A 23,513-nucleotide genomic window follows, 5' to 3' on the forward strand; every position below is an offset into this window, starting at 1 on the left:
ACGTCACGTGAGGGTTCAATCCTCAGGCTGGTGATTGAAGGCCCTGAGTATGAGTGCGATATCTTCGTGCTGCATTTTTTCTAGGAACCATTGGTACGAGGAATGCTCCGGAGATCTCCGGATAAGCGATGCGAGCTCTTCACCATTTCCCAGAAAGCCGTAGATATGGCGCGAGGGAAGCTGATCTTTCTCGTATTGCATGACATAGGCCAAGCCCTCGGGTCTGCGGCAAAGTGCCATGAGTGCACGGTATCCCCGGACATCTCGATCATCGGCCAACTTTCCCATGCCCTTCAGTACAGATCTCAGGTGTTTTTCCCGAACGACTGTCCCTGCTTGAAAGGCTTGCTCGGCGCGTGCTAGCCAGACTTCTATGCATTGCGAAAACTCTTCGGGATCGAAGCCCGTCGCACGACCAGCCGCGCCCTCCATGTCCTTCAGGTTCGTCAACAGTGCCTGTCCATAGGCTAGTGGCGTAGAGTGAACGAAGCCGAGAAGTAACTCTAGCTTATCTGCGCCGCAGAGACGAACGCATTTCGCTGCTAGTTCCCCCAGTCCGTCAAGATTCTGTGTCCAATCGTCGTCCTCAAGCTTGGCGTAATCGTAAGCGTGTAGTAGCTCCTGAAACAGTCCTGCATGATCAACGTCTTTTCTTGATTCCACGAATGTCATCGAGGCTTGAATCAGCCATTGCCCCTCTCGCACACCGGATTCACGGATTCTTCTGCCGATCTCCGCTCTAGCGGGAGCGATCAGCCATTCATAGATATGGTCTGCATTGGGTAACCCATCGAGAGAGGCGTGTACTAGAAACCGAATTAGGGTCCATGGCTCACAGATTCGGAGATCGCTGACGGAAGAGCGCTGGTCCTTTAATGGGGCAGAGAACAGAAAATCCAATGCGGCGTTGCAAACAGCGGCCTGTGCTGCATCTTTCGGAAGATAGGATTCCCAGTTTATGGAGCTCTGTGTATATTCTTCGACGAATCTCAGGTCAGAAAGTTTGTTCTTGACGGTGAAACGCTCTTGGACGAAATGCTGCGGGCTCTTGCCCAATGCATCTCGTATCCTTGGAAAACGTTGAAACACGGCCTCGGCTACAAGGACGTCTGCTGCATTCGCATGGTGTCTGGTCGAGACGAGGCTCAGCGTCAACCGATTGGCTAAGCGAACGATGTCACGGGGATGCCGACAAAGTGAACATGCGATTTTGATCGCTTCGGGCATGAGCCGCTCTTCGTAGGACTCCAGTGTGCGTCCGCTACGATCCAGCCGGTCGTCCAATGTGGCCTTGAGATGACTGCGCAGTTGCCACGGAAATGCTGGTGCCAAGGGATAGGCGACCTGGACGATCTTGTCCAGATAGGCCTCCCCGCTAGCGTGGTTGCCGCTTCCCAGACTATCGCTGACAACCTCTCGATCATAGGTAACCAAGTAGGCAACCCCAGGAAAATCAGCCACTGCCTTGATCGTACGGAATACCTCTATGGTCTCTGCCGGAGTCAAGCGGTCTACGTCGTCGACGACCACGAGGATGCTTCGATCCAAGTCAATCAGTGCATTTTCGACATCGCGTTTGCGGCGGTGCAGGGTATTCTGAACCGTCAGCGCGCTTTCGACATCGGTGACGATCTTATTGGCCTGGTCTACGCCGTTGCCGATGCTTTCGGCGATAGAACCAGCCACTGTCATCGCGTTGCCGATGGCTTCCGCTGATACGCCGACCAGGCTTACTCCTGGAACATGCTTCAAATACTTCAGGTGTCGGAGCAGGCCGACATAGCCCAGAATGCGTTTGGAGACAGTTAGCGCCTTCCCAGTGGCGGCTTCACCACTGCCTTCATTGATACCTGCAGCCAACTCCGTCAGCAGGGCTTCCACCAGCGCTTCGGATCCGGAGAGCATCCATGGGCTGAATTGGACGATGATCGGTCCGGACTCGGGCGAACTATCGAGATTTTGTTTGATCATTTCGATGATCGATGATTTTCCAGACCCCCAGGGTCCCTCGATCCCCACGACGATACCCGGACCACCGGGGCGAACTTTCAACAGATTGCCGATCTGGTGTGCAAAGTCCGTTCGGCCGTATTGATCGCCTTCAGCAGAGGGTTTGTCCGCAAGCAATTCGGGCTTGCCGGGGTACGCGCTATCGTCATACATAGTAGTAGCCTCAGGATCGCGCTTAGCGCATGTCACGTCTGCGTATGCATCCGATGGATCTCATTACAGATATAACGACTTCATAGCCGGGCTATTTTTTTATCATTCGATTATTTCTAATCTAAGTCGAATGTATTGGGACCGTTGTGGGTTTTGTGATGTGGAATCAGTGCAGAGCCCGTTGGGCATCTATGTGAAGGAAGCTGTTTTCACCGCTAACGAGCCCAGCCCGACAAAGCGATCAATCCACACTCTTTGCCTCGATCTCCAATCCGTCCCGCGACATCACCTGCAACTTCGGCATCAAGCCCAGCAGATGCCTGGAATATTCGTGCTGCGGGGTGCGGAACAGCGTTTCGGTGTCGGCCACTTCCAGCAACTGTCCATGCCGCATCACGCCCACCCGGTCGCACATCTGGCGGATCACGGGCAGGTCGTGGCTGATGAACAGCATGGTCAGGCGCAACTGTTCTTGAAGATCCTTCAAGAGATTCAGGATTTGCGCCTGGATGGATACGTCCAGTGCGGAGGTCGGTTCGTCGCAGATCAGGAAGCGCGGCCGGGTGGCCAGCGCGCGGGCGATGCAGATGCGTTGGCGCTGGCCGCCGGAGAACTCGTGGGGATAGCGCTGCGCGGCCTGTGCGCCCAGCCCGACCACGTCCAGCAGGTCGGCGACGATACGGCGCGCCTGGGCTTCGCTGTCGGCCAGTTTGTGGAAGCGGATGGGCTCGGCCACGATGTCCAGCACGCGCATGCGCGGATTCACCGACGAATACGGATCCTGGAACACCATCTGGATCTGCCGGCGAAACGGGGTCAGCGCCCGCTCGCCGCGCAAGGCCGTCAGATTGGTGCCGGCGAAGGTGACCGAGCCGCTGCTGGGGGTGTACAGCCCCGAGATCAACCGCGCCACCGTCGATTTGCCCGAGCCCGATTCGCCGACCAGGCCGAAGACTTCTCCCTCGGCGATGGACAGGTCCACCTGTTTGACCGCATCCAGGGTGCGGCGGTTGCGTTTCAGAAAGGCGTTGCGCAATACGAAGCGCATGCCCAGGTCCTGGACCTGCACCAGCGGCGCGCCGTCCTGCGTGCCGCCGAACTCGCGGCGCTGGCCCAGCCAGTGCGTGGCGATGTCCAGCGGGGCGGCGGGCGTGCGCACGTCCTCGATGTAGGTCACCAGCGGAAAGCGCCGCAGCTTCACGTCGGGCCGGGGCACGGCAGAGATCAGGCTGCGCGTGTAGGGATGGTCGGGATCGCCCAGGATCTTGGCGGTGGGGCCCTGTTCGACCAGGCGGCCGCGGTACAGCACCGCGACGCGGTCGGTCACGTCCGCGATCACGCCCATGTCGTGCGTGATGAGGATCATGCCCACCTGCTGCTCTTTGCACAGCTTGCGCAGCAGGTCGAGGATCTGCGCCTGGATGGACACGTCCAGCGCGGTGGTGGGCTCGTCGGCGATGATGACGTCGGGCTCGCAGCACAGCGCCAGCGCGATCACCACGCGTTGCCGCATGCCGCCCGAGAACTGGTGCGGGTACTGTTTCACGCGTAGTTCGGGCTGGTCGATGCCTACCTGCTGCAACAGCGCGACGGCGCGGCGGCGGCCATCGGCCGGCGATACGCCCAGGTGCACCTGCATGGTCTCGACCAGTTGGCTTTCCACGGTCTGCAAGGGATCGAGCGAGGTCAGCGGATCCTGGAAGATCATGCCGATGCGGCGGCCACGCACCTTGCGCTGTTCGGGCGCCGGCAGCGCGTCGATGCGCTGGCCTTCCAGGCGCACCTGCCCGCCGGTCAGCCTGCCGGGCGCCTCCAGCAGGCCGATGACGGCGTTGCCGATGGTGGATTTGCCCGCGCCGGATTCGCCGACCACGCCGAGGATTTCTCCGGGTTCCAGCGACAGCGAGATGCCGTCCACCGCCACGTGGTTGCCGCGGCGGCTGGGAAATTCGATGCGGATGGCGTCGATGTCTAGCAGGGCCATGGCGTCGTCCTCAGCGCAGCTTGGGGTTGAGCGCGTCGCGCAGCCAGTCGCCCAGCAGGTTCACCGACAGCACCAGGGCCACCAGCGCCACGCCGGGAAAGATCGAGATCCACCACATGCCCGAGAACAGGTAGCTGTTGCCGATGCGAATCAGCGTGCCCAGCGAGGGCGCGGTGGGCGGCACGCCGACGCCCAGGAACGACAGCGTGGCCTCGGTGATGATGGCCACGGCCAGGTGGATGGTGGCAATCACCAGCACCGGCCCCATCACGTTGGGCAGGATGTGGCGGCGCAGGATGGTGATGGGGCCGATGCCGATCAGCCTGGCGGCCTGTACGTATTCCTTGTTGCGCTCGACCAGCGTGGAGCCGCGCACCGTGCGCGCGTACTGCACCCAGCCCGAGATGCCGATGGCGAAGATCAGCACGTACATCGCCAGTTGGTCGTGCATGTCGCGCGGCAGCAGGCCGCGGGCCACGCCGTCGATCAGCAGTGCGATCAGGATGGCCGGAAACGACAACTGCACGTCGGCGATACGCATGATGAGGCTGTCCACGCGTCCGCCCGCATAGCCGCTGATCAGGCCCAGCGACACGCCCAGCACCATGGCGAACAGCACCGAGGCCACGCCCACCGTCAGCGAGACGCGCGCGCCGTACAGGATGGCCGACAACACGTCGCGGCCCTGGTCGTCGGTGCCCAGCAGGAACGCGGCATTGCCCTCGGGGCTCCATGACGGCGGCGTGTTCGCATCCATGATGCTCAGCGAGGCCAGGTCGAACGGATTGTGCGGCGCCACGAAGGGCGCCAGCACGGCGCCGGCCACGATGATCAACGTGACCACGGCCGAGATGATCGCGCCGGGCGAGCGCCGGAAGCTGTACCAGAGGTCACTGTCGGCGGCGCGGGAGAACAGCAGGGTGAGGCTCATGCGCGTCCTTTTTAACGGCTCTGCACGCGCAGTCGCGGGTCGACGGCAAAGTACAGCAGGTCCACGATCAGGTTGATCAGTACGAAGAAGAAGGCGATCAGCACGAGGTACGCGGCCATCACCGGGATGTCCACGGCGCCGATGGCCTGGATGAACAAGAGGCCCATGCCCGGCCACTGGAACACGGTCTCGGTGATGATGGAGAACGCGATGATCGATCCCAGCTGCAGGCCGGTGATGGTGATGACGGGCACCAGGGTGTTCTTCAGCGCGTGGCGGAAATTGATCAGGCGCTCGGGCAGGCCGCGCGCGCGGGCGAACTTGATGAAGTCGGTGCGCAGCACTTCCAGCATCTCGGCGCGCACCAGCCGCATGATGAGCGTCATCTGGAACAGCGCCAACGTGATGGCCGGCATGATCAGCGCGGCCAGGCCCGAGGGCGTCAGCAGGCCGGTGGTCCATCCGCCCACCGCGATGACCTCCCCGCGCCCGAAGCTGGGCAGCCAGCGCAGCTGCACGCCGAACACCAGGATCAGCAGGATGCCGATCAGGAACGTGGGCAGGGAAATGCCCGCCAGCGACAGCGCCATGAAGGCCTTGGCCATCACGCCGCGGCGGCGCAGCGCGGTGTAGATACCCATGGGAATGCCGAAGGCCAACGCCATCAGGGCCGACACGAAGGACAGCTCCAGCGTGGCGGGCAGGCGCTCTTCGATCAGTTCGCCGACGGGCCGGCGCTGCCGGTACGAGATGCCGAAATCACCCTCCAGCGCATCGCCCACGAAGCGGGCGAACTGTACGGGAAAGGGATCGTTCAGGCCCAGGTCGGCGCGCAGCTGGGCGCGCTGGGCTTCCGTGGTGTCCTGGCCCACCATGCCGGCGATGGGATCGCCCACGTAGCGGAACATCGAGAAGGCGATCAGCGCGACCACCAGCATGACGATCAGCGACTGCAGCAGTCGTCGCGCGATGAAGGAAAGCATGTGCGGAGGGCCTCGGGGCCATGCGCCGCTGGGCGCGGGTTGAAAGAGTCACCTGCGCGCAGCGGCGCGCCGGCCGCTGCGCGCAAACGCGGCGTCAGGGCATCACGACGTTGCGCAGGTCGAGCACGTCGTCGGCGCGCTGGATGACCTGGATGTTGTCCTTCACGCCCCATGACATGGGCTGCTGGTGCAGCGGCAGGTAGCCGAAGTCCTTGCGCACGATCTCGAAGGCCTGCTTGATCATCTCGTTGCGCTTGGCCTGGTCGGTCTCGGTGCCGACCTTGGCGGTCAGCGCGTCGACTTCCTTGTTGCAGTAGCCGCCCAGGTTGAACTGGCCGCTGGCCGTCTTCGAATCGCGGCAGGCCGCCAGGTTCAGCAGCGCGTTGTGCGCGTCGGTGGAACTGGGCGTCCAGCCCAGCATGTACATGCTGGTCTCGTTGCCGGCCTGCAGCAGCACCTTGGCGAAGTACTTGGACTTGCTCTGCGCCAGCAGGTTGATCTTGATGCCCACGCGCGCCAGCATGCCCGCCACCGCCTGGCAGACCTTCTCGTCATTGACGTAGCGGTCATTGGGGCAGTCCAGCGTCACTGTGAAACCCTTGGGATAGCCGGCTTCGGCCAGCAGCTTCTTGGCGCGTTCGGGATCGGGCTTGTACGGCGCGCCGTACGAATCGGCGTAGCCGTTGATGGAGGTGGCCACCAGCGAGCCCAGCGGCTTGGCCGCGCCGCGCATGATCTTGGCGTTGATGGCGGCGGTGTCCACCGCCAGCACCACGGCCTCGCGCACTTTCGGATCCTTGAAGGGATTCTTGCCCTTCACGTCGGAGTACAGCAGTTCGTCGCGCGCCTGGTCCATGCCGATGAAGATGGCGCGCGCCTCGGGGGCGGTCAGCGGCTTCACCCCGGGGGCGTCCTCCAGGCGTTGCCAGTCCTGCACGGGCACGGGCTGCACGATGTCCATCTCGCCGGAAATGAGCGCGGCCACGCGCGTGGCTTCCTGCGCGATGGGCTGGAAGATGACTTCGTCGACGTTGGTCTTGACCTTCTTGTCCCAGTAGCCGGGGAAGCGCTTGAGCACCGTCTTCACATCGGGCTGGCGTTCGGTGACCATGAAGGGGCCGGTGCCGTTGGTGTGCAGGTTGGCGTAGTTGCCCTGCCCGCCTTTCACGTTGGTGGCTTCCGTGGCGTTGTTCTTTTCCGCCCACGACTTGCTCATGATGTACAGGAACGACCACTCGCGCGGCAGGATGGGGTTGGGGGTAGGCGTGATGACCTCGACCGTGTGGTCGTCGATCTTGCGCACCTCTTTGGCCTTGGCGCCGTAGCCCTTCATGTCCGAGCCCGGCGTCAGGCTGCGCTTCCACGAGAAGATGACGTCGTCGGCGGTGAACGGCGAGCCGTCGTGGAACTTCACGCCCTGGCGCAGCTTGAAGATCCACTTGGTGGGCTCGGGATTCGTCCAGCTTTCGGCCAGCACGGGCACCAGTTTCAGGTTGCCGTCATAGCCGGCCAGCGTTTCGTAGATGTTGCCCTGGAAACCCAGCGTGAAGGTTTCGTTCAGCGCCATCGGGTCCAGCGACGTGGCGTCGCCTTGATAGGCCCAGCGCAGCGTGCGGGCGTCGACGCCCGATGCGAATGCCGTGGCCGCGAAGGCCAGGGCCAATGCCGAGATCTTTACTGCGGGTTTGATGCGCATAGCCCTAGTGCTCCGTACGGTGCGCGCGTGTGGCGCGTCAGAACTGACAGGGCCCCGTTTCCCCGATCGCGTGCATCAGGACGGGGCATGGCTCATCCAGCAAATCCGGCGGCGCGGCCTATGCAGGCCGCACCGATGTACGTCGCATCTTACGTTTAAGCGTCAACCAATTTGGATTGGGGTTATCACTCGGTTGGCGCGGACTGCGCCATGTCCTGCGCCAGGTGTTGGGCGAGTTCCGCCAGCTTCAGCTTGCGGCGTTCGTCGTCTTCGTGATGCGCGTTCAGCGCGGACCACGCGGGCCGGCTGCGCGCTTCCGCGATGGCGTCGGGCAAGGCCGCGCGACGCCAGGCTTCATCGGCCGGCTGATCCAAGTGCACCGGTTCGCGCGCGGCATGGCCACGGCGTTCCAGCGCCTGGATCAACTGCCGTTGCCGCAGTGCCAGCAGGCGCAGCACGGCGTCGTCGACGCTGAGTTCGCGATGGCCGCGCAACCGGTCGGCCATGCGCTGGCCCAACTGGCCGACGCCTTGCCACAGGCCGCCGGCGGCCGCGCCCAGCAGCATGCCCGCGCCCAGGCTCAGGCCGCCCACCGCCAGGTCCACCGCCGCGCCAGCCATGGCGCCCGCGGCGGCGCCCACGCCCAGCCGCACCCCCATGTCCTTGACGGCCTGGGGATGGAAGAGATCCATGCGCCAGCGTTCACCGGATAGCGGCAGCGTGTCGGCGGCGTAGTCGCCGGAACGGAAGTTGTACAGCGCCAGCAGCGCCTGCGAGGCGGCCTGTTCGCGCAGGCGCACCTGTTCGCGCAAGGTGTCCGTGGCGGCGGCCACGGCATCGGGGTCGTCGGCGACCGTCAGCCGCAAGGCGGCGGCGTCGATCAGCAGGTCGGCCGACACGCGGCAGGCATCCATGCGGCGCTGCCTGCGCTGTTGCGACAGGGTCTCGGCGATGCGTTCGAGCAGATCCGCATGCTGGTGCAGCAGCATGGCCAGGCGGCCATACAGGCGCGCTTCGCCATCCAGGGGCGGCGCCACCGTGTCGAACTCCAGCACGGCATGCAGGCCCAGCCGCGACATGGCATCGCGCCAGCCTTGGGCGCGGTGCGCGGGCGCCTGCACGAAGTTCAGCACGGGCAGCAGCGGCCTGCCGCAGGCTGCCAGCAGGGCCAGTTCGTCGCGATGCTTGCCCAGCACGGGATCGCGCGCGTCGATGACGTACAGCGCCGCGTCGCAGTCCAGCAGCTTGGCCAGCACGCGCGCCTCTTGCTCGAAGCGGCCTTTGGCTTCGGGGGAATCCAGGAAGCGGTGCACGCGGGCCGGGCCGTCCCGCCGCTGGCCGGGTTCGTCCAGGCGCTCCAGGTATTCCAGCAGCGCGATGCTGTCTTCCATGCCGGGGGTGTCGTACCACTCGACCGTGGCGTTCTCGCCCGCGGCCAGGCGCACGCCCTCGACGTGGCGCGTGGTGCCCGGCGCATCGGCCACCTGCCCGAACGCGGGGTCGCGTGTCAGCGTGCGCAGCAGCGAGGTCTTGCCGGTGTTGGTGTGGCCCACCACCGCGATCTTCAATTGCGCCTCAGCCATGAAAGATGTCCAGGGGCGCGCGCCGGCCGCGCGCGGAAAACTTGATCTGCCGCAAGGCGCCGCACGGGCGCCGGTGGAATGATGGCTGCATCCTCAACGAGAGCGTAGTCATGAACATGAAGAACATCAGAATAGCCTGCGTTGCCGCCCTGTTGGCCCTGGGCTGCGGCAATACCCTGGCCGCCGAGGGCGACATCCTGGTCCGCCTGCGCGCCCTGCACGTGGCGCCGGACGTGTCGACGAACAATACCCTGTCGGCGCTGGATGCCGGCGTCAAGCAATCGACCGTGCCCGAGCTGGACCTGACCTACATGTTCACGGACCACATCGGCGCCGAACTGATCCTGGGCGTCACGCGCAACCGCGTGACGTCCAACGCCGGCAGCCTGGGCAAGGTCAGCCTGCTGCCGCCCACGCTGACGCTGCAGTATCACTTCAATCCCGCCGGCCAGTTCCGTCCCTACGTGGGCGCGGGCATCAACTACACGCGCTTCTACGACAACAGCCTGTCCGCGGGCGGCCAGCGCGTGCGCATCGACCGCGACAGCTTCGGTCCCGCGCTGCAGCTGGGCATGGACATCGGCCTGGACGACGACTGGTTCATGAACGTGGACGTGAAGAAGCTGTGGATCCGTACCGACGCCTCGCTGGCCGGTGCGTCGCTCGGCACGCTGAAGATCGACCCGTGGCTGGTCGGCGTGGGCATCGGCCGACGCTTCTGAGGTCGATCCGTCATGACGCATTCCCGCGATCCGATTCCGCCAGACGCCCCGCTGCCGCACCGCAAGGTGCTGCGCGACTGGCTGGCGCCACTGGTGACGCGCACCTACGTGTATCCCGTGCTGTTGCTGATGCTCGACTATGCGATGCTGGCAGCCGCTTTGGCCGGCGTCGTGCTGGCCGGCAGCGTGGTGGTGAAGTTTCTCTGCGGGTTTGCCGCGGGCCTGATCATCGGCCGCCTGTTCATCATCGCCCATGATGCCTGCCACCAGAGCCTGACGCCGTCGCGCCGCCTGAACCGCTGGGTGGGCCGCATCGCCTTCCTGCCGTCGCTCACGCCGTACAGCCTGTGGGAAGTGGGCCACAACGTGGTGCACCACGGCTATACCAACCTGAAGGGGTTCGACTTCGTCTGGGCGCCGCTGACGCAGGCCGAGTTCGGCGCATTGTCGCGGCCGCGCCAGTGGATGGAGCGCATCTACCGCAGCGGGTGGGCGCCGGGGCTGTACTACGGCATCGAGATCTGGTGGCGTCGGCTGTTCTTTCCCAGCCGCGCCTCGATGCCCACGCGGCGTCCGGTGTTCCTGCGCGATTGCCTGCTGGTGGCGGCGTTCGGCGCGCTCGTGATCGGCCTGGTGTGCGGGGCGGCGGTGGCGACGGACCAGTCCGTCCTGCTGATGCTGGCCCTGGCCGTGGCGCTGCCCTTCTTCGTGTGGTGCTCGCTGGTGGGCTTCGTGCTGTATGCCCATCACACGCACGTGCGCGTGGGCTGGTATGACGATCGCACGGAATGGGGGCAGTCGCAGCCCTTCGTCTCGACCACCGTGCACCTGACGTTCCCGTGGCGTTTCGGCGCCATGCTGCACCACATCATGGAACACACCGCGCATCACGTGGACATGAGCATTCCGCTGTACCGCCTGGACACGGCACAGCGCACGCTGGAGCACATGCTGCCGGAACGCATCGTCATCCAGCCCTTCTCGCTGCGCTGGTATCTGGACACCGCCCGGCGCTGCAAGTTGTACGACCTTCGTACTCATCAATGGACCGACTTCCATGGCATTCCCACTACCTGAACAGGCTTACCACGCGGCGAGCCGGCGCATCACGCCCTTCACCAGCGCCGCGGACGAGACGATCGACGTGCTGGCCGTGCGCGGCTATCTGGTCGACCTGCAGCAACGCATCGTCGCCGCGCTGTCCGAATTCGACGGCGAGCGTTTCGAGGTCGACGAATGGGCCCGCCCGGCGGGCGAGGCCCTGCGTGGCCAGGGCCGCTCGTGTGTGATCGAGAACGGCCAGTTCTTCGAGCGCGGCGGCGTGAATTTCTCGCACGTGCATGGCGATGCGCTGCCGCCCTCGGCCAGCGCGGGCCGTTCGCACCTGGCCGGCCGCGCCTTCGAGGCCATGGGCGTGTCGCTGGTGCTGCATCCGCGCAATCCGTACTGCCCGACGGTGCACATGAACGTGCGGCTGTTCTGCGCGCAGGCCAAGGGCCATCCTCCCGTCTGGTGGTTCGGCGGCGGCATGGACCTGACGCCGCACTATGGTTTCGAGGACGATGCGCGGCATTTCCACCGCGCCTGCCGCGATGCCTTGCTGCCGTACGGCGCGGATCTCTACCGCAGCTTCAAGCTGTGGTGCGACGACTATTTCTATCTGCCCCATCGCGGCGAACCGCGCGGCGTCGGCGGCATCTTCTTCGACGACTTCTGCGAACTGGGTTTCGACGACGATTTCGCCATGCTGCGCAGCGTGGGCGATGCGTTCCTGGGCGCCTACCTGCCCATCGCCAAGCTGCGCCGCGACACGCCGTATGGCCAGCGCGAACGCGATTTCCAGGCCTACCGGCGCGGCCGGTACGTCGAGTTCAACCTGGTGCTGGACCGCGGCACGCTGTTCGGCCTGCAAAGCGGCGGGCGCACCGAGTCGATCCTGATGTCGATGCCGCCCACCGCCGCGTGGCGCTATGCGTGGCAGCCCGAGCCGGGCTCGGCCGAGGCGCGCCTGTACGCCGACTTCCTGGTGCGGCGCGATTGGCTGGTGGGCGGGCGCTGAGCGCGCGGGTTCAGGGCCTGGTGATCGGATCCAGTCCGGTCTTCTTCACCGTGTCCTGGGCCTGCCTGGATGACAGGAAGGCCAGCAGCGCCGCGGCCTCCTTCGGATGCTTCGATGCGCTGGGCACGCCGCCCGCGAAACGCGTGACCGACTGCACGGCATCGGGCACCGTGCCCACGAAGGTCACGCCCGGCACGGGCAGCAGCTCGGCCACCTGCTGGAAACCGACTTCGTATTTGCCTTCGGCCACCTGCGAGGCCACCGGAACGCGCTGCACCCTGTGGGCCTTGCCCTTCACCTGGTCCTCGATGCCGAGCTTCTTGAACATCTCTTTCTCGATGTACACGCCGCTGGCGCTGTCGGAATAGGCGATGGAGCTGGCCGCCAGCAGTGTCTTCTTCAGGCCGTCGGTCGTGGCGATGTCCGGCTTGGGTTGCCCCTGCCTGACCACCATGCCGATGCGCGAATCGGCCAGTTCGACGCGCGTATCGGCGCCCACCTGGCCCTTCTTCACCAGATCGTCCAGCGCATAGCCGACCATGATCACCACGTCGGCCGGCTCGTTGCGGGCCAGGCGGTTGGGAATGGCCTGCGGGGTGGTGCCCATGGAGGGGCCGTGTTCGGTGACCAGCGTGTTGCCGGTGGCCTGGGTGAATTCCTTGCCCAGCGCTTCGTACGCGGCGGAAAAGCCGCCCGAGATCAGCACATGCAGTTCCGCCGCCTGGACGGGGGTATGGGCAAGCGACGCGGCCAGCAGCGAGCCGGCCACGGAAAACGCGCGCAGATAATTCTTCATGTCTCCTCCAGAGTGCGGGAAGCCTTGGGCCGGCGCAGGATGGCTGCGCCGGGCTTCTCCGTGCTCTAGAGTACGCCGCTTGCGGCGTCGGGACCTGACCGCTTCGTTAACGCGGCGTCACGCGCTCAGACGCGCTGCAGGCGGTCCGCGTCGAGGATGCGGATCAGCTTGCCGCGCACCTCGATCAGCTTCTCGTCCTGGAAGCGCGACAGCATGCGGCTGACGGTTTCCAGCTTCATGCCGAGGTAACTGCCGATCTCTTCGCGCGACATGCGCAGCTTGAATTCCATGTCGGCATGGCGCAGCGCGCGCAGCCGTTGCGACAGGTTGAGCAGGAAGGCCGACACGCGTTCCTCGGCGCGCATGCTGCCCAGCAGCGCCATCAACTGCGAGGCGCGCACGATTTCGCCGCTCATCAGGCGGTGCAGGTGGCGCTGCATGGCGCGCATCTCGCCGCACAGGCGCTCCAGGCGGCCGTAGGGGATGATGCACAGCATGCCGTCTTCCAGCGCCACGGCGTCGGCGGTGTGCTCGCTGGCGTGGATGCCGTCCAGGCCCAGCGGCTCGCCCGCGATGTGAAAGCCCGTGATCTGTTCGCGGCCATCGCGCAGCGTGACCACCGTCTTGAAGGCGCCGGCCTTGATCGCGTACAGGTTGCGGAAGGCATCGCCCTGGCGGTACAGCGTTTCGCCGCGCGTGACCTTGCGCGAAGCGCACACCAGCGCGTCCAGGCGTTCGAAGTCCGCCGGCGTCAGGTCATCGGGCATGCAGACGTCGCGCAGCGCGCAATTCGAGCACGCAACGGGATCGGTCGACCGCGGGGCGGCGCCGGGGCAAGAAGAGAGGGCGATGGGAAGCATGGCGAAAGCCTGGATGGGCGCTGAGTCGTCACCATCATACCCCTATTTAAAGTAGGGGTATTTGATCCAACGCAAGGTTTGGTGATGTCGTACTCAAGACTGTTGTTTTTCCTGCTCGTCGACCAGGCGGCGCTCGTGCCGGGATCGCTCCAGGCGGCGAGCGTTGATGAGAAATGCGCCGACGCTACCCTTGCGGATGGCGACGCCGTCGCGTTCGACGTGGCTGGCGTGATCGAGGGAGGATGTCTTCGGCGCGCATGATGGACCCTGTGGATAAGTGACAACGCCACTTTAGGCGAATCTGTTTGGCTTGGGTGCGCTATAAAAGTCATTCAATAGCTTGAATACGCCAGTCATACACGTTCCTCCCATTACTCCCGAGCAGGTTTCGGCCACCGGTGGCCCCTTCATCGTGGCCGGCCTGGCCCCACGCACCCTGACGCGGCGGTTCGTCAGCGAGACCGGCTTCAGTTTCACGGCATGGCGCCATGCGGGCGCGACGCTCGCCGGTCCTGGCCACGGGATTGCGCCCCTGACTTCCAGGCCGTCGTCAGCGGGTTGGTGCCAGCCAGGCCAGCGGGGCGTCGGCGTCGGCCACGATGGCCTCGGGCGGCAGTCCCGCTTCCTGGAGGCGCGCGCGCCAGGTGGCCGAGCGATCCGTGCCCTCATGCTCATTGAAGCCGGCCGACAGCCAGACGCGCGTCTGCGCGGCCTTGCCGGACAGGTCCGCGATCAGCGCCAGCGTGCCCCGGTCGGGGGTCTGGTGTGCGTCGCAGGCCAGCAGCAAACGGGGCGCGGGGGTGCGCGCCAGGGCGTCCAGCAGGGTGTTGCGCTGCTCGCGCGTGTCCAGGATGCCGGCGTCGTGGGCCTGCGCAGGCAGCATCGCCGGCGGCCAGGGCGTGCCGGGCGGCAGTTCGATGCCGGCCAGCACCGCGTGGCCGGACAGATCGGGCAGGGTCTGCGTGGCGACCACCGCCGGCGTGCGCAACGGCCCGGTGGGTTGATCCAGCCCGATGGATTCGGTAGGCGGCTGCAGGCGGTCCCGCAGGGCCGCGTAGCCCGGCAGTTCGGGCTCGATGCGCAGGCGGCGCAGCGCGCGGGCCGACATGATGACGCAGCCCAGTCCTGCCAGCAGGCGCGGCACGATGCCGTAGCACACCACCTGGCCCAGCAGCCACACCGCCCATTGCGCCTGCGCGCCGGCGGGCAGGGCCTGCACGCCATCGCTGGCCTGTACCACGGCCGGATCCGGCGCGGCAAAGCCGAACTGGGCCGGCAGCCATCCCAGGCCGGCCACCAGGCGCACGAAGGCCTCGGGTTGCAGCAGCGTGGTGGCCCAGACGAAGCGGTAGCTGGCGGTGGACAGCATGGCCAGCAGCACGGCCAAAGCCGCGCACAGCGCCGCCAGCCACAACAGATGGCTGACCGATCCGAACAGCCAGCGCAACGCGCCCGCGCGGGCCAGCAGGTTCAACAGCGCCTGCGGCACCAGCGCGGAGTCGGGGCCGCGCGCCAGCTTTCGGGTTGTCCACAGCCACAACCGGCCCAGGCCGGTGGCGCCGGTCTGGCGGATGGCGAAAGTACTTATCCACAGCACGAACATCAGCGCGTGCAGGCCCAGCAGCGCCGACAAGGCCCACAGCACGTTGACGGGCCGGCTGCCGTTGCCCAGGGCGCCCAGCGCGGCGCCCGCGCCGGCCAGCAGGGTGGCCAGCACCAGCAGGATGAAGGTGAGCGCCGCGCCCTGGCGCCAGCGGCCCAGCAGCGCGTCCAGGCCTTCGCGGCGCGCCAGCAGGCGCGCGCGCAGCAGAATGCGGGAGGTCAGTGTGCCGCCCGCCAGGCGGGCCTGGCGCACGGCGTCGGCATCTTCGAGCGGGCCCCAGTGCGCCTCGCGCAGCCGGACGGCTTCGGCCAGCCAGTGCGAGGCGGCTCCTTCTTCCTGCCGGGTTTCGTCGGGAAGGACGTTTCCAGCCCGGCCCTCTGCGGGCCGGGCCGCGTCAGAGGGCGGCATCGTGATGGACAGCGCCCTCGGCAAGGGGCTTGCCGCCCCGCCAGCGCGCCAGCGTGTCGTTGGCGCGTTGCTTGACCTTGTCGTCGATGGAGAAGGCCACGGCGGTGAGCGCCGCGGCCATCACGGTCAGGTCGTCCGTATAGCCCACCAGCGGCGCGAAATCGGGAATGGCGTCCAGCGGCAGCACGAAATAGCCCAGGGCGCCGTAGATGGTGCGGCGCGCCCATTTGGGCGTGTCAGGGCTTTGCGCGGCGTAGTACAGCCACAGCGCCTTCTCCAGCGCCTGGCGGCCGGCGGCCGAGGCCTGGCCGCTCAGCTTGCGCCAGAAACGGCGCTCGGAATAAGCGTTTTCGTACGAGGCGGTGTCGACAGGCGGCATGATGGGCATTCCTGGCAAAACGGCGGCGCCGCTTGGGCGGCCCACCCGGATAGAGACATTGTAGATGTCTATTGGAGTGCCGGATGCCGGGGAGCGTTCCCCGGCCGCAGTCCGCCGCCGCGGGCAAAAGAAAAACGGCCCAATGGTGTCGCCACCAAAAGGCCGTCGTTCCTGCTGAATTCTTTGGCTCCCCGAACTGGATTCGAACCAGTGACCTGCGGATTAACAGTCCGTCGCTCTACCGACTGAGCTATCAGGGATCAAGAGGACCGCGATTATGCACGAAAAAACGAAGGTGTGCATGCGCGTGCGGATTTCAGAACTTCCTGAAGTCGTTCTGTTGCCTTTGCGTCACACGGATTCGCCGGGCAGCGGATCGAAATCCGCCCCTGGGGTCAGCGGCGCGTGCCGGTAGGTGGCGGGCGTGCGGCCCAGTTTCACGGGCGATGCCAGGCCGCGGTAGTGCTCGCCCATCTCGACCACCATCGCGCGGTGCGCCGTGTGCGGATGGTTCAGCGCGGCGTCCACGGGCAGGACGGGGGCCGCCGGTACGTTGGCAGCCATCAGCTGCCGCACCAGGCTTTCGGCTTCGAAGTTCACCAGCGCCGCTTCCAGCTCGGCCTTCAGCGCTGTCCGGTTCGTCGACCGACCGCCCGCGCTGGCGAAGCGCTCGTCCCGCGCCAGCTCCGGCCGGCCCAGCACGCCGCACAGGCTGGCGAACTGGCGGTCGTTGCCCACCGCGAGGAACAGCGGCTCGGTGCCCGTGCGGAACGTGTCGTACGGGTAGATGTTGGGATGCGCATTGCCCGTGCGAGTCGGCTCGCGTCCATCCATGAACCAGTTGGCCGCATGCGGATGCAGCAGCGACAGGCCGCTGTCGTACAGCGCGGCCTCGACGAACTGCCCCCGTCCGCTGCGTTGCCGTTCATTCAGGGCCAGCAGGATGCCGATCACGGCGTTCAATCCCGTCACCATGTCCACCACCGGCAGGCCCACGCGCAGCGGCTCGCCGCCGGCTTCGCCGTTGACGCTCATGAGGCCGCTCATCGCCTGGATGGCCGCGTCGTAGCCCGGCAGCGCGCCCAGCGGGCCATCGGCGCCGAAGCCCGACACACGGCACCAGATAAGCCGGGGAAAGCGCTGCGACAGCGTCTCGTAGCCCAGGCCCCAGCGTTCCATGGTGCCGATCTTGAAGTTCTCCAGCAGTACATCGGCCTGGGCGATCAGTTCGAGCAGGCGCTCGCGGTCGGGCTCGGTCGTCAGGTCCAGATGCTGCACGCGCTTGTTGCGGTTCAAGCCGAAATAGTAGGACGCCACCCCGTCGCGGAACGGCGGCCCCCAGGTGCGCGTGTCATCGCCCTGCGGCGGTTCGACCTTCAGCACGTCGGCGCCGTGGTCGCCCAGGATCTGCCCGCAATACGGGCCGCCCAGGATGCGCGACAGGTCCAGCACGCGCAGCCCGGCCAGCGAACCCATGTTGATTGCACTGCTCATGCCGTATTCCTCAGTTGACCTGCGCGCCCGACTTCTCGACCACCGTCTTCCACTTGGCCTTTTCCTGCGCGATGAACTTGCCCAGCGCCTGCGGGCTGTTGTCCGCGGCGGATTCCAGGCCCTGCGCGGCGAACAGCGCTTTCACTTTGCCGGAGTTCAGGGCCTGCACGAAGGCCTTGTTCAGCACCTGCACGCGGTCCTCGGGCGTGCCGGCCGGGGCCACGATGCCGAAGAACACGCTGACGTCGTAGCCTGCGTAGCCCTGCTCGGCCACCGTGGGCACATCGGGCAGCGCCTGCGAGCGCTTGGCGGTGGTCACGCCCAGGGCGCGCAGCTTGCCGTTCTCCACATAGGGCTTGGCCGTCAGCACGTCGGTGAAGCTCATGGTGACGTGGCCGCCCAGCAGGTCGGTCAGTGCGGGGCCCGTGCCCTTGTACGGCACGTGCAGGATGTCCGTGCCGGCAATGCCGTTGAACATCACGCCCGCCAGGTGAGACGACGCGCCGCTGCCCGACGAGGCGAACGTCAGCTTGCCCGGATGCGATTTCGAATAGGCCACCAGTTCGGGCACCGTCTTGGCCGGCACGCTGGGGTTCACCACCAGGATGTTGGGCAGGTAGCCCACGTTGACCACCGGCGTATAGCTCTTGACCGGGTCGTAGCTCAGGTTGCTGTACAGGCTGCTGTTGATGGCCAGCGGGCCCGAGGTGCCGAACATCAGCGTGTAGCCATCGGGCGCGGCGCGCGCCACGTACTCGGCGCCGATGTTGCCGTTGGCGCCCGCGCGGTTCTCCACGATCATGGGCTGGCTGATGTAGTTGGAGATCTCGGCGGCCAGCGTGCGGGCCATCGCATCGGTGGGGCCGCCGGGCGGGTATGGAATCACCAGCATCAGCGGCTTGGACGGAAAGGTCTCGGCGGCTTGCGCCAGCGGCGCTGCGGCGGCGGATACGAGGGCCGCGGCCAGCGCGGACAGGAAGATTCGCTTGTGCATGGTGGTGTCTCCTTTGTGCGTGTCGCAGGCCGCGCGGGCGGATGGGCCGGCGCGTCGCGATGCTGTTCTGGTGGTGGGTAAGGCGGTGTTTCACGGCTATACCGGCGGCTCTGCAAGCGCCGGTATCGACACGCGGGATGTCATGCGGGGCGGTCCGCGGATTGCGGCGTGCCGCTCGTCCAGGCTTCGGGCAGATCGTCCGGCTTCAACGGATCGCGCGGCAGCACACGATGGCGCAGCGCCAGCTGCGCCCAGCGCAGGCGGTCTGCCGAACCGGTGCGCGAGGCCTCCCACGCCATCGCGATGCTGCTGGTGCAGTGATAAAGCGCCGATGCCGCCTGGCGGGCCAGTGCATCGCCGCCTTCGCGCGCCGCCGTCTCGGCCAGGGCGCTGGCGCCATCGAGCGCGCCGCGCAGGGCGTCGGCAAACGCCGGTGCGATGCCGGCCTGTTCGAGCAACGACAGCAGATGCGCACGCAGCACCGGCAACGAGCCTTCGCGCTTGATCGCACGGATCACGTCCAGCGCCACGATGTTGCTGGTGCCTTCCCATATCGAGCCCAGATGCGCATCGCGCAGCAGGCGCGGATCGCTCCATTCCTCGATGTAGCCGCAGCCGCCGCGCACTTCCATCGCGTCGCCCGTCACCTTGCGCGCATCGCGGCAGGCGCGGAACTTGATCAGCGGCGTCAGGATGCGCAGCAGCGCATACGCGTCGGGTTCGCCGGCGTCCGAGCGCGCCAGCGCCTGCGCGGTCTGGAACATCATCGTGCGCGCCTGCTCGGCGGGCACGCGCAACTTGTCCAACTGGCGGCGCATCAGCGGCATGTCCTGCAGCGACTTGCCGAAGGCGCGGCGCTCGCGCGCCACGAATTCCGCTTCGGCCACGGCGCGCCGCATCAGGCCCGCCGCGCGCACGCCGTTCGACAGGCGCGAGTTATTGACCATGTCTGCCATCTGCACGAAGCCACGGCCCGGCTCGCCCACCAGGTAGGCCACCGCGCCCTCCAGGCGGATCTCGCCGCTGGCCATCGAGCGCGTGCCCAGTTTGTCCTTCAGGCGGATGATCCGATAGGCGTTGACGCTGCCGTCGTCCAGATGGCGCGGCAGCAGGAACAGCGAGATGCCCTTCATGCCCGCCGGCGCATCGTCGGGACGCGCCAGCACCATCGCGAACTCGGCGTCGGGATTCGAGCAGAACCACTTGTCTCCGTACAGCCGCCAGTTGCCGTCCGCATCGCGGCGCGCTTCGGTGGCCGTGGTGGCGATGTCCGACCCCGCGCCCTGCTCGGTCATGAACATGGCGCCCTGGGCCAGTTCGTCGAAATCCAGCGAGGTCAGGCGCGGCAGATAGCGCTTGACCAGTTCGGGGTTGCCGAACTTGCGCAGCGTGCGCGTCAGCGAATCCGTCATCGACACCGGGCAGCACAGGCCGAATTCGGACTGCACGAACAGGAACGTCAGCGCGTACTTCACGGCGGGCGGCATCTTGCCGCGCCAGCCCAGCGTTTCTTCGCGATGCGACATCGCGCCCAGGCCGAATTCGCTGAAGGCCAGGCGCTCCATCTCGACGTAGGCGGGATGCTTGAGCACGCGCTGCTCGTCCAGGCCGCTGCGCGACCGGTACTGCAGCGTGGGCGGATGGTGGTCGGCCGTGCTGGCCAGTTCGTCCAGATGCCCGCCCGCCAGTTCGCCCAGCCGGGTCAGGTGCGGTGTCAGGTGCGTCAGCAGGTCGGCTGGCAGGTACAGCGGCAGCAGCTGCTGCAACTCGCGGTCGGTGGTGTAGAAATTCTCGCCGCGGCGATCGGGCACGGGGTGCGGGGCGATGTCGGACATGCCGTGGTCTCCTTATGGCTTATGACTGTTTTTTCGGCCCATTCTAGGGATACCGATGATAGGTATCCAATATTGATTTAGTTTTGTACGATTTGATTCGTATATTGTTGATCGGCTGCCCACGCACAAGCGGCAGCTTTTTTCCAGGGGCCCTGCGATGGAACTGCGTCATCTGCGCTACTTCTCGGTGCTGGCCGAAGAGCTGCACTTCGGGCGTGCGGCGGCGCGCCTGTCGATCTCGCAGCCGCCGCTATCGGTGGCCATTCGGCAACTGGAAGAGAGCGTGGGCACGCGGCTGTTCGAGCGCAACAACAAGGCCGTCAGGCTGACCGCCGCCGGGCGCGCCATGCAGGCTTCGGCGCGCAAGATCCTGGCGCAGGCCGAAGAGGCGGCGCTGGAGGCGCGCGACGCGGCGGCGGGCCTGGCCGGGCGGTTGCGCATCGGTTTCGTGGGAGCGATGCTGTACCGCGGCTTGCCGCAGGCGCTGCGCAGCTTCCAGGCGCGCTATCCGGGCGTGCGGATCAAGCTGACCGAACTGAATTCGGGTGAGCAGATCACCGAGCTGATGCAGGATCGCCTGGACGTGGGGTTCGTGCATACCAGCCGCCTGCCGGACGAACTGGAAAGCCGGTTGCTGTTGTCGGAGCCCTTCGTGTGCTGCCTGCCAGAGAAGCATCGGCTGGCCCCCAAACGATCGGTGAAGCCCGCGGATCTGGCGTCCGAACCCTTGGTGCTGTTCGCGCACAGCGTGTCGCCGGATTATCACGACCGGGTGCTGTCGATCTGCGCCGAAGCCGGTTTCCGACCGGATGTGCGGCACGAGGTGCGGCATTGGTTGGCCGTGGTGTCGCTGGTGTCCCAAGGACTCGGGGTGGCGTTGGTGCCGAAGGCGCTGGAGCGTTCCGCGTTGGGCGGAGCAGTGTTTCGTCCGCTGGCGGGCAGCGTGGCGCGGTCGGATTCGTACGGCATCGCTCGGCGGGATGCTGGCAACACCTTGGTGACGAGATTGCTGGATGCTTTCCAGGATGGCCGGGCGAGCTGACGGACCGCGGGCCCCAACGGCAAGGATGCCCTGTGCAGCCGGCGCGGTGCGCTGCGGTATCATCGAAAAAGACCCTGCGGCAAGCGCGGCAAGGCCGGGTCGAGTCTCGAATCGACGCCCGGCGTTGCGCTCGATGCGGCCTCATTCAATGTCTGAGATGGATGTGAACGCTCTCGAGTATTTCCATGACCTCGCCCACACGGGCAGCGTGTCCCGTGCCAGCGCGTAGCTGCGTATCGAACCATCCACGCTGACCCGGCATATCAACCGCCTGGGAGGAATGCGTCGGCGTTCGCCTGCATCAGTCCCGTCACCGCCAGCTTCCACAAGACCAGACTGTCCGCGCACGAGTCGCTGTAGTTACCGCTGGTGCGGCCTGCGCCGGGATGCGGTGATGTGCGGCCAAGCCTGCCGATGCGTTGAGGCCCACGTCCTGGGCCGTCTGGTTCAGGGGGTGATGATGTGCAGCCCGATGGCTCGTGCGACCGCCTGGCGTCGATTCGTCGCGCCCAGCTTACGACACGCATTGCCGATGTGGAACACCACCGTGCGCTCCGACACGTTCAGGATGTAGGCGATCTCCCAGGAGGTCTTGCCCACGGCGGCCCATTGCAGGCAGTCCTTTTCGCGGGGCGTCAGCGCGGGGACCTGGTCGGCGCGGTGCGAGAGCTGGATGCGGCGTACCGTCTCATGCAGGTACATGGCCGTCATGGTCACCAAGCCCGCCATCGCGGCGGTATGGCGCGATGAGCGCTCGGGTGGCAAGTCTCCTGCGATCGAGAAAAGCGCGCGGTCGCCATGGATGCTGGTCAGCGGCACGGTGATGCCGCTGGCTAGCCCGTGTTCGCGCGATTCGCCGAACACCGGATGGCGCCGCTGCTCCTTCGACAGCCCGTCCCACAACAACGGCAGGTTGCTGTTCGCGGTCAGTTTCACGACGGGATCGGTTTCGACGAACTTCGCTTCCTGATAACGCTGGATCCAGGCGGTGGGGTAGCTCGTGTAGATGCTCTCCTGGCCCAGCTGTTCGGCGCGGCGCACGCGCCCGTGGTCTCGGAAAAACCGCGGTGTGGGCGTTTCGGTCAGCAACGGCGAATAGAAGAAGCAACTGTATTCCAGCTGTTCGGCATGCGACGTGAGGAACCGGCTCACCTCGGCACGCGTGTGCGCATGCAGCAAGGGCTCGAACATCGAAAGCGACGGGCTCATTTTTTGGGCGCGTGACGCGCTGAGAGCTTGGGAAACGTCGATTGTAAGACTGTAACAATACAATTCGTACTGCTACGTGCTGCGCGGGGAATGAAAGTGTGGCCGGGAGGCTCTGACGATGGTGCCGGTGAAAGGAATCGAACCCTCGACCTTCTCATTACAAGTGAGCTGCTCTACCAACTGAGCTACACCGGCACTGCCCGCCGCGCGTTGCACGCGGCAGGGGGACTGCATTGTATGGGAAACACGCCACCGCAGTCATGCGGCGGCGTTGTCATCCGCTGATCACTTCACGATCGTCAGGCGCGGACGCTTGTTGGGGCCGTCGCCGTCGGGCGTATCGTCATCGGTCGTTTCCGCCAGCGCCGCTTCGGACTGCGGAACCGACGACAGCGCCGCCGCAGCCGAAGCCGTGGCCGCCGTGTCTTCTTCCCCGGCGGCTTCCTCGGAGGGCTCGTATGGCTGCACCTCGAAGCCCATGCCGGCGCCCGTCTCGCGCGCATAAATCGCGCTGACGTTGGACACCGGCACCAGCACGTTTTCCGTGACGCCGCTGAAGCGGGCCTGGAACTCGATGAACTCGTTGCCCAGCACCAGCTTGTTCGTGGCCAGCGTGCCCACGTTCAGCGTGATCTGGCCGTCGCGCACGTGTGCCAGCGGAACCAGCGTATGCGCGTCGACCTGGACGGTGAGGTACGGGGTGTAGCCGTTGTCGGTACACCACTCGTGCAACGCCCGGATCAGATAGGGTTTGGTCGACGTTTCGCCCATA

Annotated in this window: 20 protein-coding genes and 2 tRNA genes; 5 read left to right on the forward strand and 17 right to left on the reverse strand. The window is 65.9% G+C overall.

Features of this window, described 5'->3' with window-relative positions; genetic code table 11:
- Positions 1–15 precede the first annotated feature (15 nt).
- The 6 genes from A7W11_RS27230 to A7W11_RS02270 form a co-directional block, all read right to left on the reverse strand.
- Positions 16–2,163 (reverse strand): KAP family P-loop NTPase fold protein, encoded by a 2,148-nt coding sequence (locus A7W11_RS27230; protein ID WP_082887034.1) that lies wholly within the window; start codon positions 2,161–2,163, stop codon positions 16–18.
- Positions 2,164–2,404: 241 nt separating this feature from the next.
- Positions 2,405–4,147: a dipeptide ABC transporter ATP-binding protein gene (locus A7W11_RS02250; RefSeq protein ID WP_066407222.1), complete on the reverse strand. Its 1,743-nt coding sequence runs from the start codon at positions 4,145–4,147 to the stop codon at positions 2,405–2,407.
- A 10-nt stretch (positions 4,148–4,157) separates the two neighbouring features.
- Complete coding sequence (locus tag A7W11_RS02255) at positions 4,158–5,078, reverse strand: ABC transporter permease (RefSeq protein WP_066407224.1); 921 nt, start codon at positions 5,076–5,078, stop codon at positions 4,158–4,160.
- An 11-nt stretch (positions 5,079–5,089) separates the two neighbouring features.
- Positions 5,090–6,061: an ABC transporter permease gene (locus tag A7W11_RS02260; RefSeq protein ID WP_066407226.1), complete on the reverse strand. Its 972-nt coding sequence runs from the start codon at positions 6,059–6,061 to the stop codon at positions 5,090–5,092.
- 94 nt (positions 6,062–6,155) lie between these two features.
- The gene (locus tag A7W11_RS02265) at positions 6,156–7,757 is read right to left on the reverse strand and encodes an ABC transporter substrate-binding protein (protein WP_066407228.1); all 1,602 of its coding nucleotides are present in this window, start codon (positions 7,755–7,757) and stop codon (positions 6,156–6,158) included.
- Between the two features lie 185 nt (positions 7,758–7,942).
- The gene (locus A7W11_RS02270; RefSeq protein ID WP_066407230.1) at positions 7,943–9,340 is read right to left on the reverse strand and encodes a GTPase/DUF3482 domain-containing protein; all 1,398 of its coding nucleotides are present in this window, start codon (positions 9,338–9,340) and stop codon (positions 7,943–7,945) included.
- A 110-nt stretch (positions 9,341–9,450) separates the two neighbouring features.
- Here A7W11_RS02270 and A7W11_RS02275 point away from each other — a divergent pair, with 110 nt between their 5' ends.
- From A7W11_RS02275 to hemF, 3 genes are all read left to right on the forward strand, one after another.
- Complete coding sequence (locus tag A7W11_RS02275; protein ID WP_066407234.1) at positions 9,451–10,062, forward strand: OmpW/AlkL family protein; 612 nt, start codon at positions 9,451–9,453, stop codon at positions 10,060–10,062.
- A gap of 12 nt (positions 10,063–10,074) precedes the next feature.
- The gene (locus A7W11_RS02280) at positions 10,075–11,139 is read left to right on the forward strand and encodes a fatty acid desaturase (protein ID WP_156522969.1); all 1,065 of its coding nucleotides are present in this window, start codon (positions 10,075–10,077) and stop codon (positions 11,137–11,139) included.
- Positions 11,140–11,200: 61 nt separating this feature from the next.
- Entirely contained in the window at positions 11,201–12,121 is a 921-nt protein-coding gene (hemF, locus tag A7W11_RS02285; protein ID WP_066407383.1) for an oxygen-dependent coproporphyrinogen oxidase, read from the forward strand.
- 10 nt (positions 12,122–12,131) lie between these two features.
- Here the strand turns inward: hemF and A7W11_RS02290 are convergent, their stop codons facing one another.
- Both A7W11_RS02290 and A7W11_RS02295 read right to left on the reverse strand, forming a co-directional pair.
- Positions 12,132–12,917, reverse strand: coding sequence for a substrate-binding domain-containing protein (locus tag A7W11_RS02290; protein ID WP_066407238.1), 786 nt, complete (start codon positions 12,915–12,917; stop codon positions 12,132–12,134).
- A 125-nt stretch (positions 12,918–13,042) separates the two neighbouring features.
- Entirely contained in the window at positions 13,043–13,777 is a 735-nt protein-coding gene (locus tag A7W11_RS02295; protein WP_066407242.1) for a helix-turn-helix domain-containing protein, read from the reverse strand.
- 84 nt (positions 13,778–13,861) lie between these two features.
- Between A7W11_RS02295 and A7W11_RS27855 the strand changes: the two genes are divergently transcribed.
- Positions 13,862–14,038, forward strand: coding sequence for a hypothetical protein (locus tag A7W11_RS27855; protein WP_156522970.1), 177 nt, complete (start codon positions 13,862–13,864; stop codon positions 14,036–14,038).
- 289 nt (positions 14,039–14,327) lie between these two features.
- On the opposite strand, the gene A7W11_RS02300 is transcribed toward A7W11_RS27855, so the two are convergent.
- The 6 genes from A7W11_RS02300 to A7W11_RS02325 form a co-directional block, all read right to left on the reverse strand.
- Complete coding sequence (locus A7W11_RS02300) at positions 14,328–15,788, reverse strand: DUF2868 domain-containing protein (RefSeq protein WP_082887037.1); 1,461 nt, start codon at positions 15,786–15,788, stop codon at positions 14,328–14,330.
- Positions 15,775–16,167, reverse strand: coding sequence for a YkvA family protein (locus A7W11_RS02305; RefSeq protein ID WP_066407252.1), 393 nt, complete (start codon positions 16,165–16,167; stop codon positions 15,775–15,777). The genes A7W11_RS02300 and A7W11_RS02305 overlap by 14 nt, the downstream gene beginning before the upstream one ends.
- Before the next feature lie 184 nt (positions 16,168–16,351).
- Positions 16,352–16,427 (reverse strand) — tRNA-Asn (locus A7W11_RS02310).
- Positions 16,428–16,518: 91 nt separating this feature from the next.
- Positions 16,519–17,661, reverse strand: coding sequence for a CaiB/BaiF CoA transferase family protein (locus A7W11_RS02315; protein WP_066407254.1), 1,143 nt, complete (start codon positions 17,659–17,661; stop codon positions 16,519–16,521).
- A 10-nt stretch (positions 17,662–17,671) separates the two neighbouring features.
- Complete coding sequence (locus tag A7W11_RS02320) at positions 17,672–18,655, reverse strand: Bug family tripartite tricarboxylate transporter substrate binding protein (RefSeq protein WP_066407256.1); 984 nt, start codon at positions 18,653–18,655, stop codon at positions 17,672–17,674.
- A 140-nt stretch (positions 18,656–18,795) separates the two neighbouring features.
- On the reverse strand, positions 18,796–20,490 hold the full coding sequence (locus tag A7W11_RS02325; protein WP_066407258.1) for an acyl-CoA dehydrogenase family protein: 1,695 nt from the start codon (positions 20,488–20,490) through the stop codon (positions 18,796–18,798).
- 157 nt (positions 20,491–20,647) lie between these two features.
- On the opposite strand from A7W11_RS02325, the gene A7W11_RS02330 reads away from it, so the two are divergent.
- Positions 20,648–21,532 (forward strand): LysR family transcriptional regulator, encoded by an 885-nt coding sequence (locus tag A7W11_RS02330; protein WP_066407261.1) that lies wholly within the window; start codon positions 20,648–20,650, stop codon positions 21,530–21,532.
- Positions 21,533–21,979: 447 nt separating this feature from the next.
- Here the strand turns inward: A7W11_RS02330 and A7W11_RS29030 are convergent, their stop codons facing one another.
- The 3 genes from A7W11_RS29030 to A7W11_RS02345 all read right to left on the reverse strand — a co-directional run bounded on the left by A7W11_RS29030 (position 21,980) and on the right by A7W11_RS02345 (position 23,512).
- Positions 21,980–22,741, reverse strand: a complete 762-nt coding sequence (locus A7W11_RS29030; RefSeq protein ID WP_066407263.1) for an autoinducer binding domain-containing protein — start codon at positions 22,739–22,741, stop codon at positions 21,980–21,982.
- A 119-nt stretch (positions 22,742–22,860) separates the two neighbouring features.
- A tRNA-Thr gene (locus A7W11_RS02340) sits at positions 22,861–22,936 on the reverse strand.
- A 90-nt stretch (positions 22,937–23,026) separates the two neighbouring features.
- Positions 23,027–23,512, reverse strand: a complete 486-nt coding sequence (locus A7W11_RS02345) for a ClpXP protease specificity-enhancing factor (protein WP_066407265.1) — start codon at positions 23,510–23,512, stop codon at positions 23,027–23,029.
- Position 23,513 lies beyond the last annotated feature (1 nt).

The sequence above is a fragment of the Bordetella ansorpii genome (assembly GCF_900078315.1).
Classification (GTDB): Bacteria; Pseudomonadota; Gammaproteobacteria; order Burkholderiales; family Burkholderiaceae_B; genus Bordetella; species Bordetella ansorpii.

Coding starts and splice junctions, on each gene's coding strand:
- A7W11_RS27230 (WP_082887034.1), bottom strand. CDS start 2,163: ATGTATGACGATAGCGCGTACCCCGGCAAGCCCGAATTGCTTGCGGAC.
- A7W11_RS02250 (WP_066407222.1), bottom strand. CDS start 4,147: ATGGCCCTGCTAGACATCGACGCCATCCGCATCGAATTTCCCAGCCGC.
- A7W11_RS02255 (WP_066407224.1), bottom strand. CDS start 5,078: ATGAGCCTCACCCTGCTGTTCTCCCGCGCCGCCGACAGTGACCTCTGG.
- A7W11_RS02260 (WP_066407226.1), bottom strand. CDS start 6,061: ATGCTTTCCTTCATCGCGCGACGACTGCTGCAGTCGCTGATCGTCATG.
- A7W11_RS02265 (WP_066407228.1), bottom strand. CDS start 7,757: ATGCGCATCAAACCCGCAGTAAAGATCTCGGCATTGGCCCTGGCCTTC.
- A7W11_RS02270 (WP_066407230.1), bottom strand. CDS start 9,340: ATGGCTGAGGCGCAATTGAAGATCGCGGTGGTGGGCCACACCAACACC.
- A7W11_RS02275 (WP_066407234.1), top strand. CDS start 9,451: ATGAACATGAAGAACATCAGAATAGCCTGCGTTGCCGCCCTGTTGGCC.
- A7W11_RS02280 (WP_156522969.1), top strand. CDS start 10,075: ATGACGCATTCCCGCGATCCGATTCCGCCAGACGCCCCGCTGCCGCAC.
- A7W11_RS02290 (WP_066407238.1), bottom strand. CDS start 12,917: ATGAAGAATTATCTGCGCGCGTTTTCCGTGGCCGGCTCGCTGCTGGCC.
- A7W11_RS02295 (WP_066407242.1), bottom strand. CDS start 13,777: ATGCTTCCCATCGCCCTCTCTTCTTGCCCCGGCGCCGCCCCGCGGTCG.
- A7W11_RS27855 (WP_156522970.1), top strand. CDS start 13,862: ATGTCGTACTCAAGACTGTTGTTTTTCCTGCTCGTCGACCAGGCGGCG.
- A7W11_RS02300 (WP_082887037.1), bottom strand. CDS start 15,788: ATGCCGCCCTCTGACGCGGCCCGGCCCGCAGAGGGCCGGGCTGGAAAC.
- A7W11_RS02305 (WP_066407252.1), bottom strand. CDS start 16,167: ATGCCGCCTGTCGACACCGCCTCGTACGAAAACGCTTATTCCGAGCGC.
- A7W11_RS02315 (WP_066407254.1), bottom strand. CDS start 17,661: ATGAGCAGTGCAATCAACATGGGTTCGCTGGCCGGGCTGCGCGTGCTG.
- A7W11_RS02320 (WP_066407256.1), bottom strand. CDS start 18,655: ATGCACAAGCGAATCTTCCTGTCCGCGCTGGCCGCGGCCCTCGTATCC.
- A7W11_RS02325 (WP_066407258.1), bottom strand. CDS start 20,490: ATGTCCGACATCGCCCCGCACCCCGTGCCCGATCGCCGCGGCGAGAAT.
- A7W11_RS02330 (WP_066407261.1), top strand. CDS start 20,648: ATGGAACTGCGTCATCTGCGCTACTTCTCGGTGCTGGCCGAAGAGCTG.
- A7W11_RS29030 (WP_066407263.1), bottom strand. CDS start 22,741: ATGAGCCCGTCGCTTTCGATGTTCGAGCCCTTGCTGCATGCGCACACG.
- A7W11_RS02345 (WP_066407265.1), bottom strand. CDS start 23,512: ATGGGCGAAACGTCGACCAAACCCTATCTGATCCGGGCGTTGCACGAG.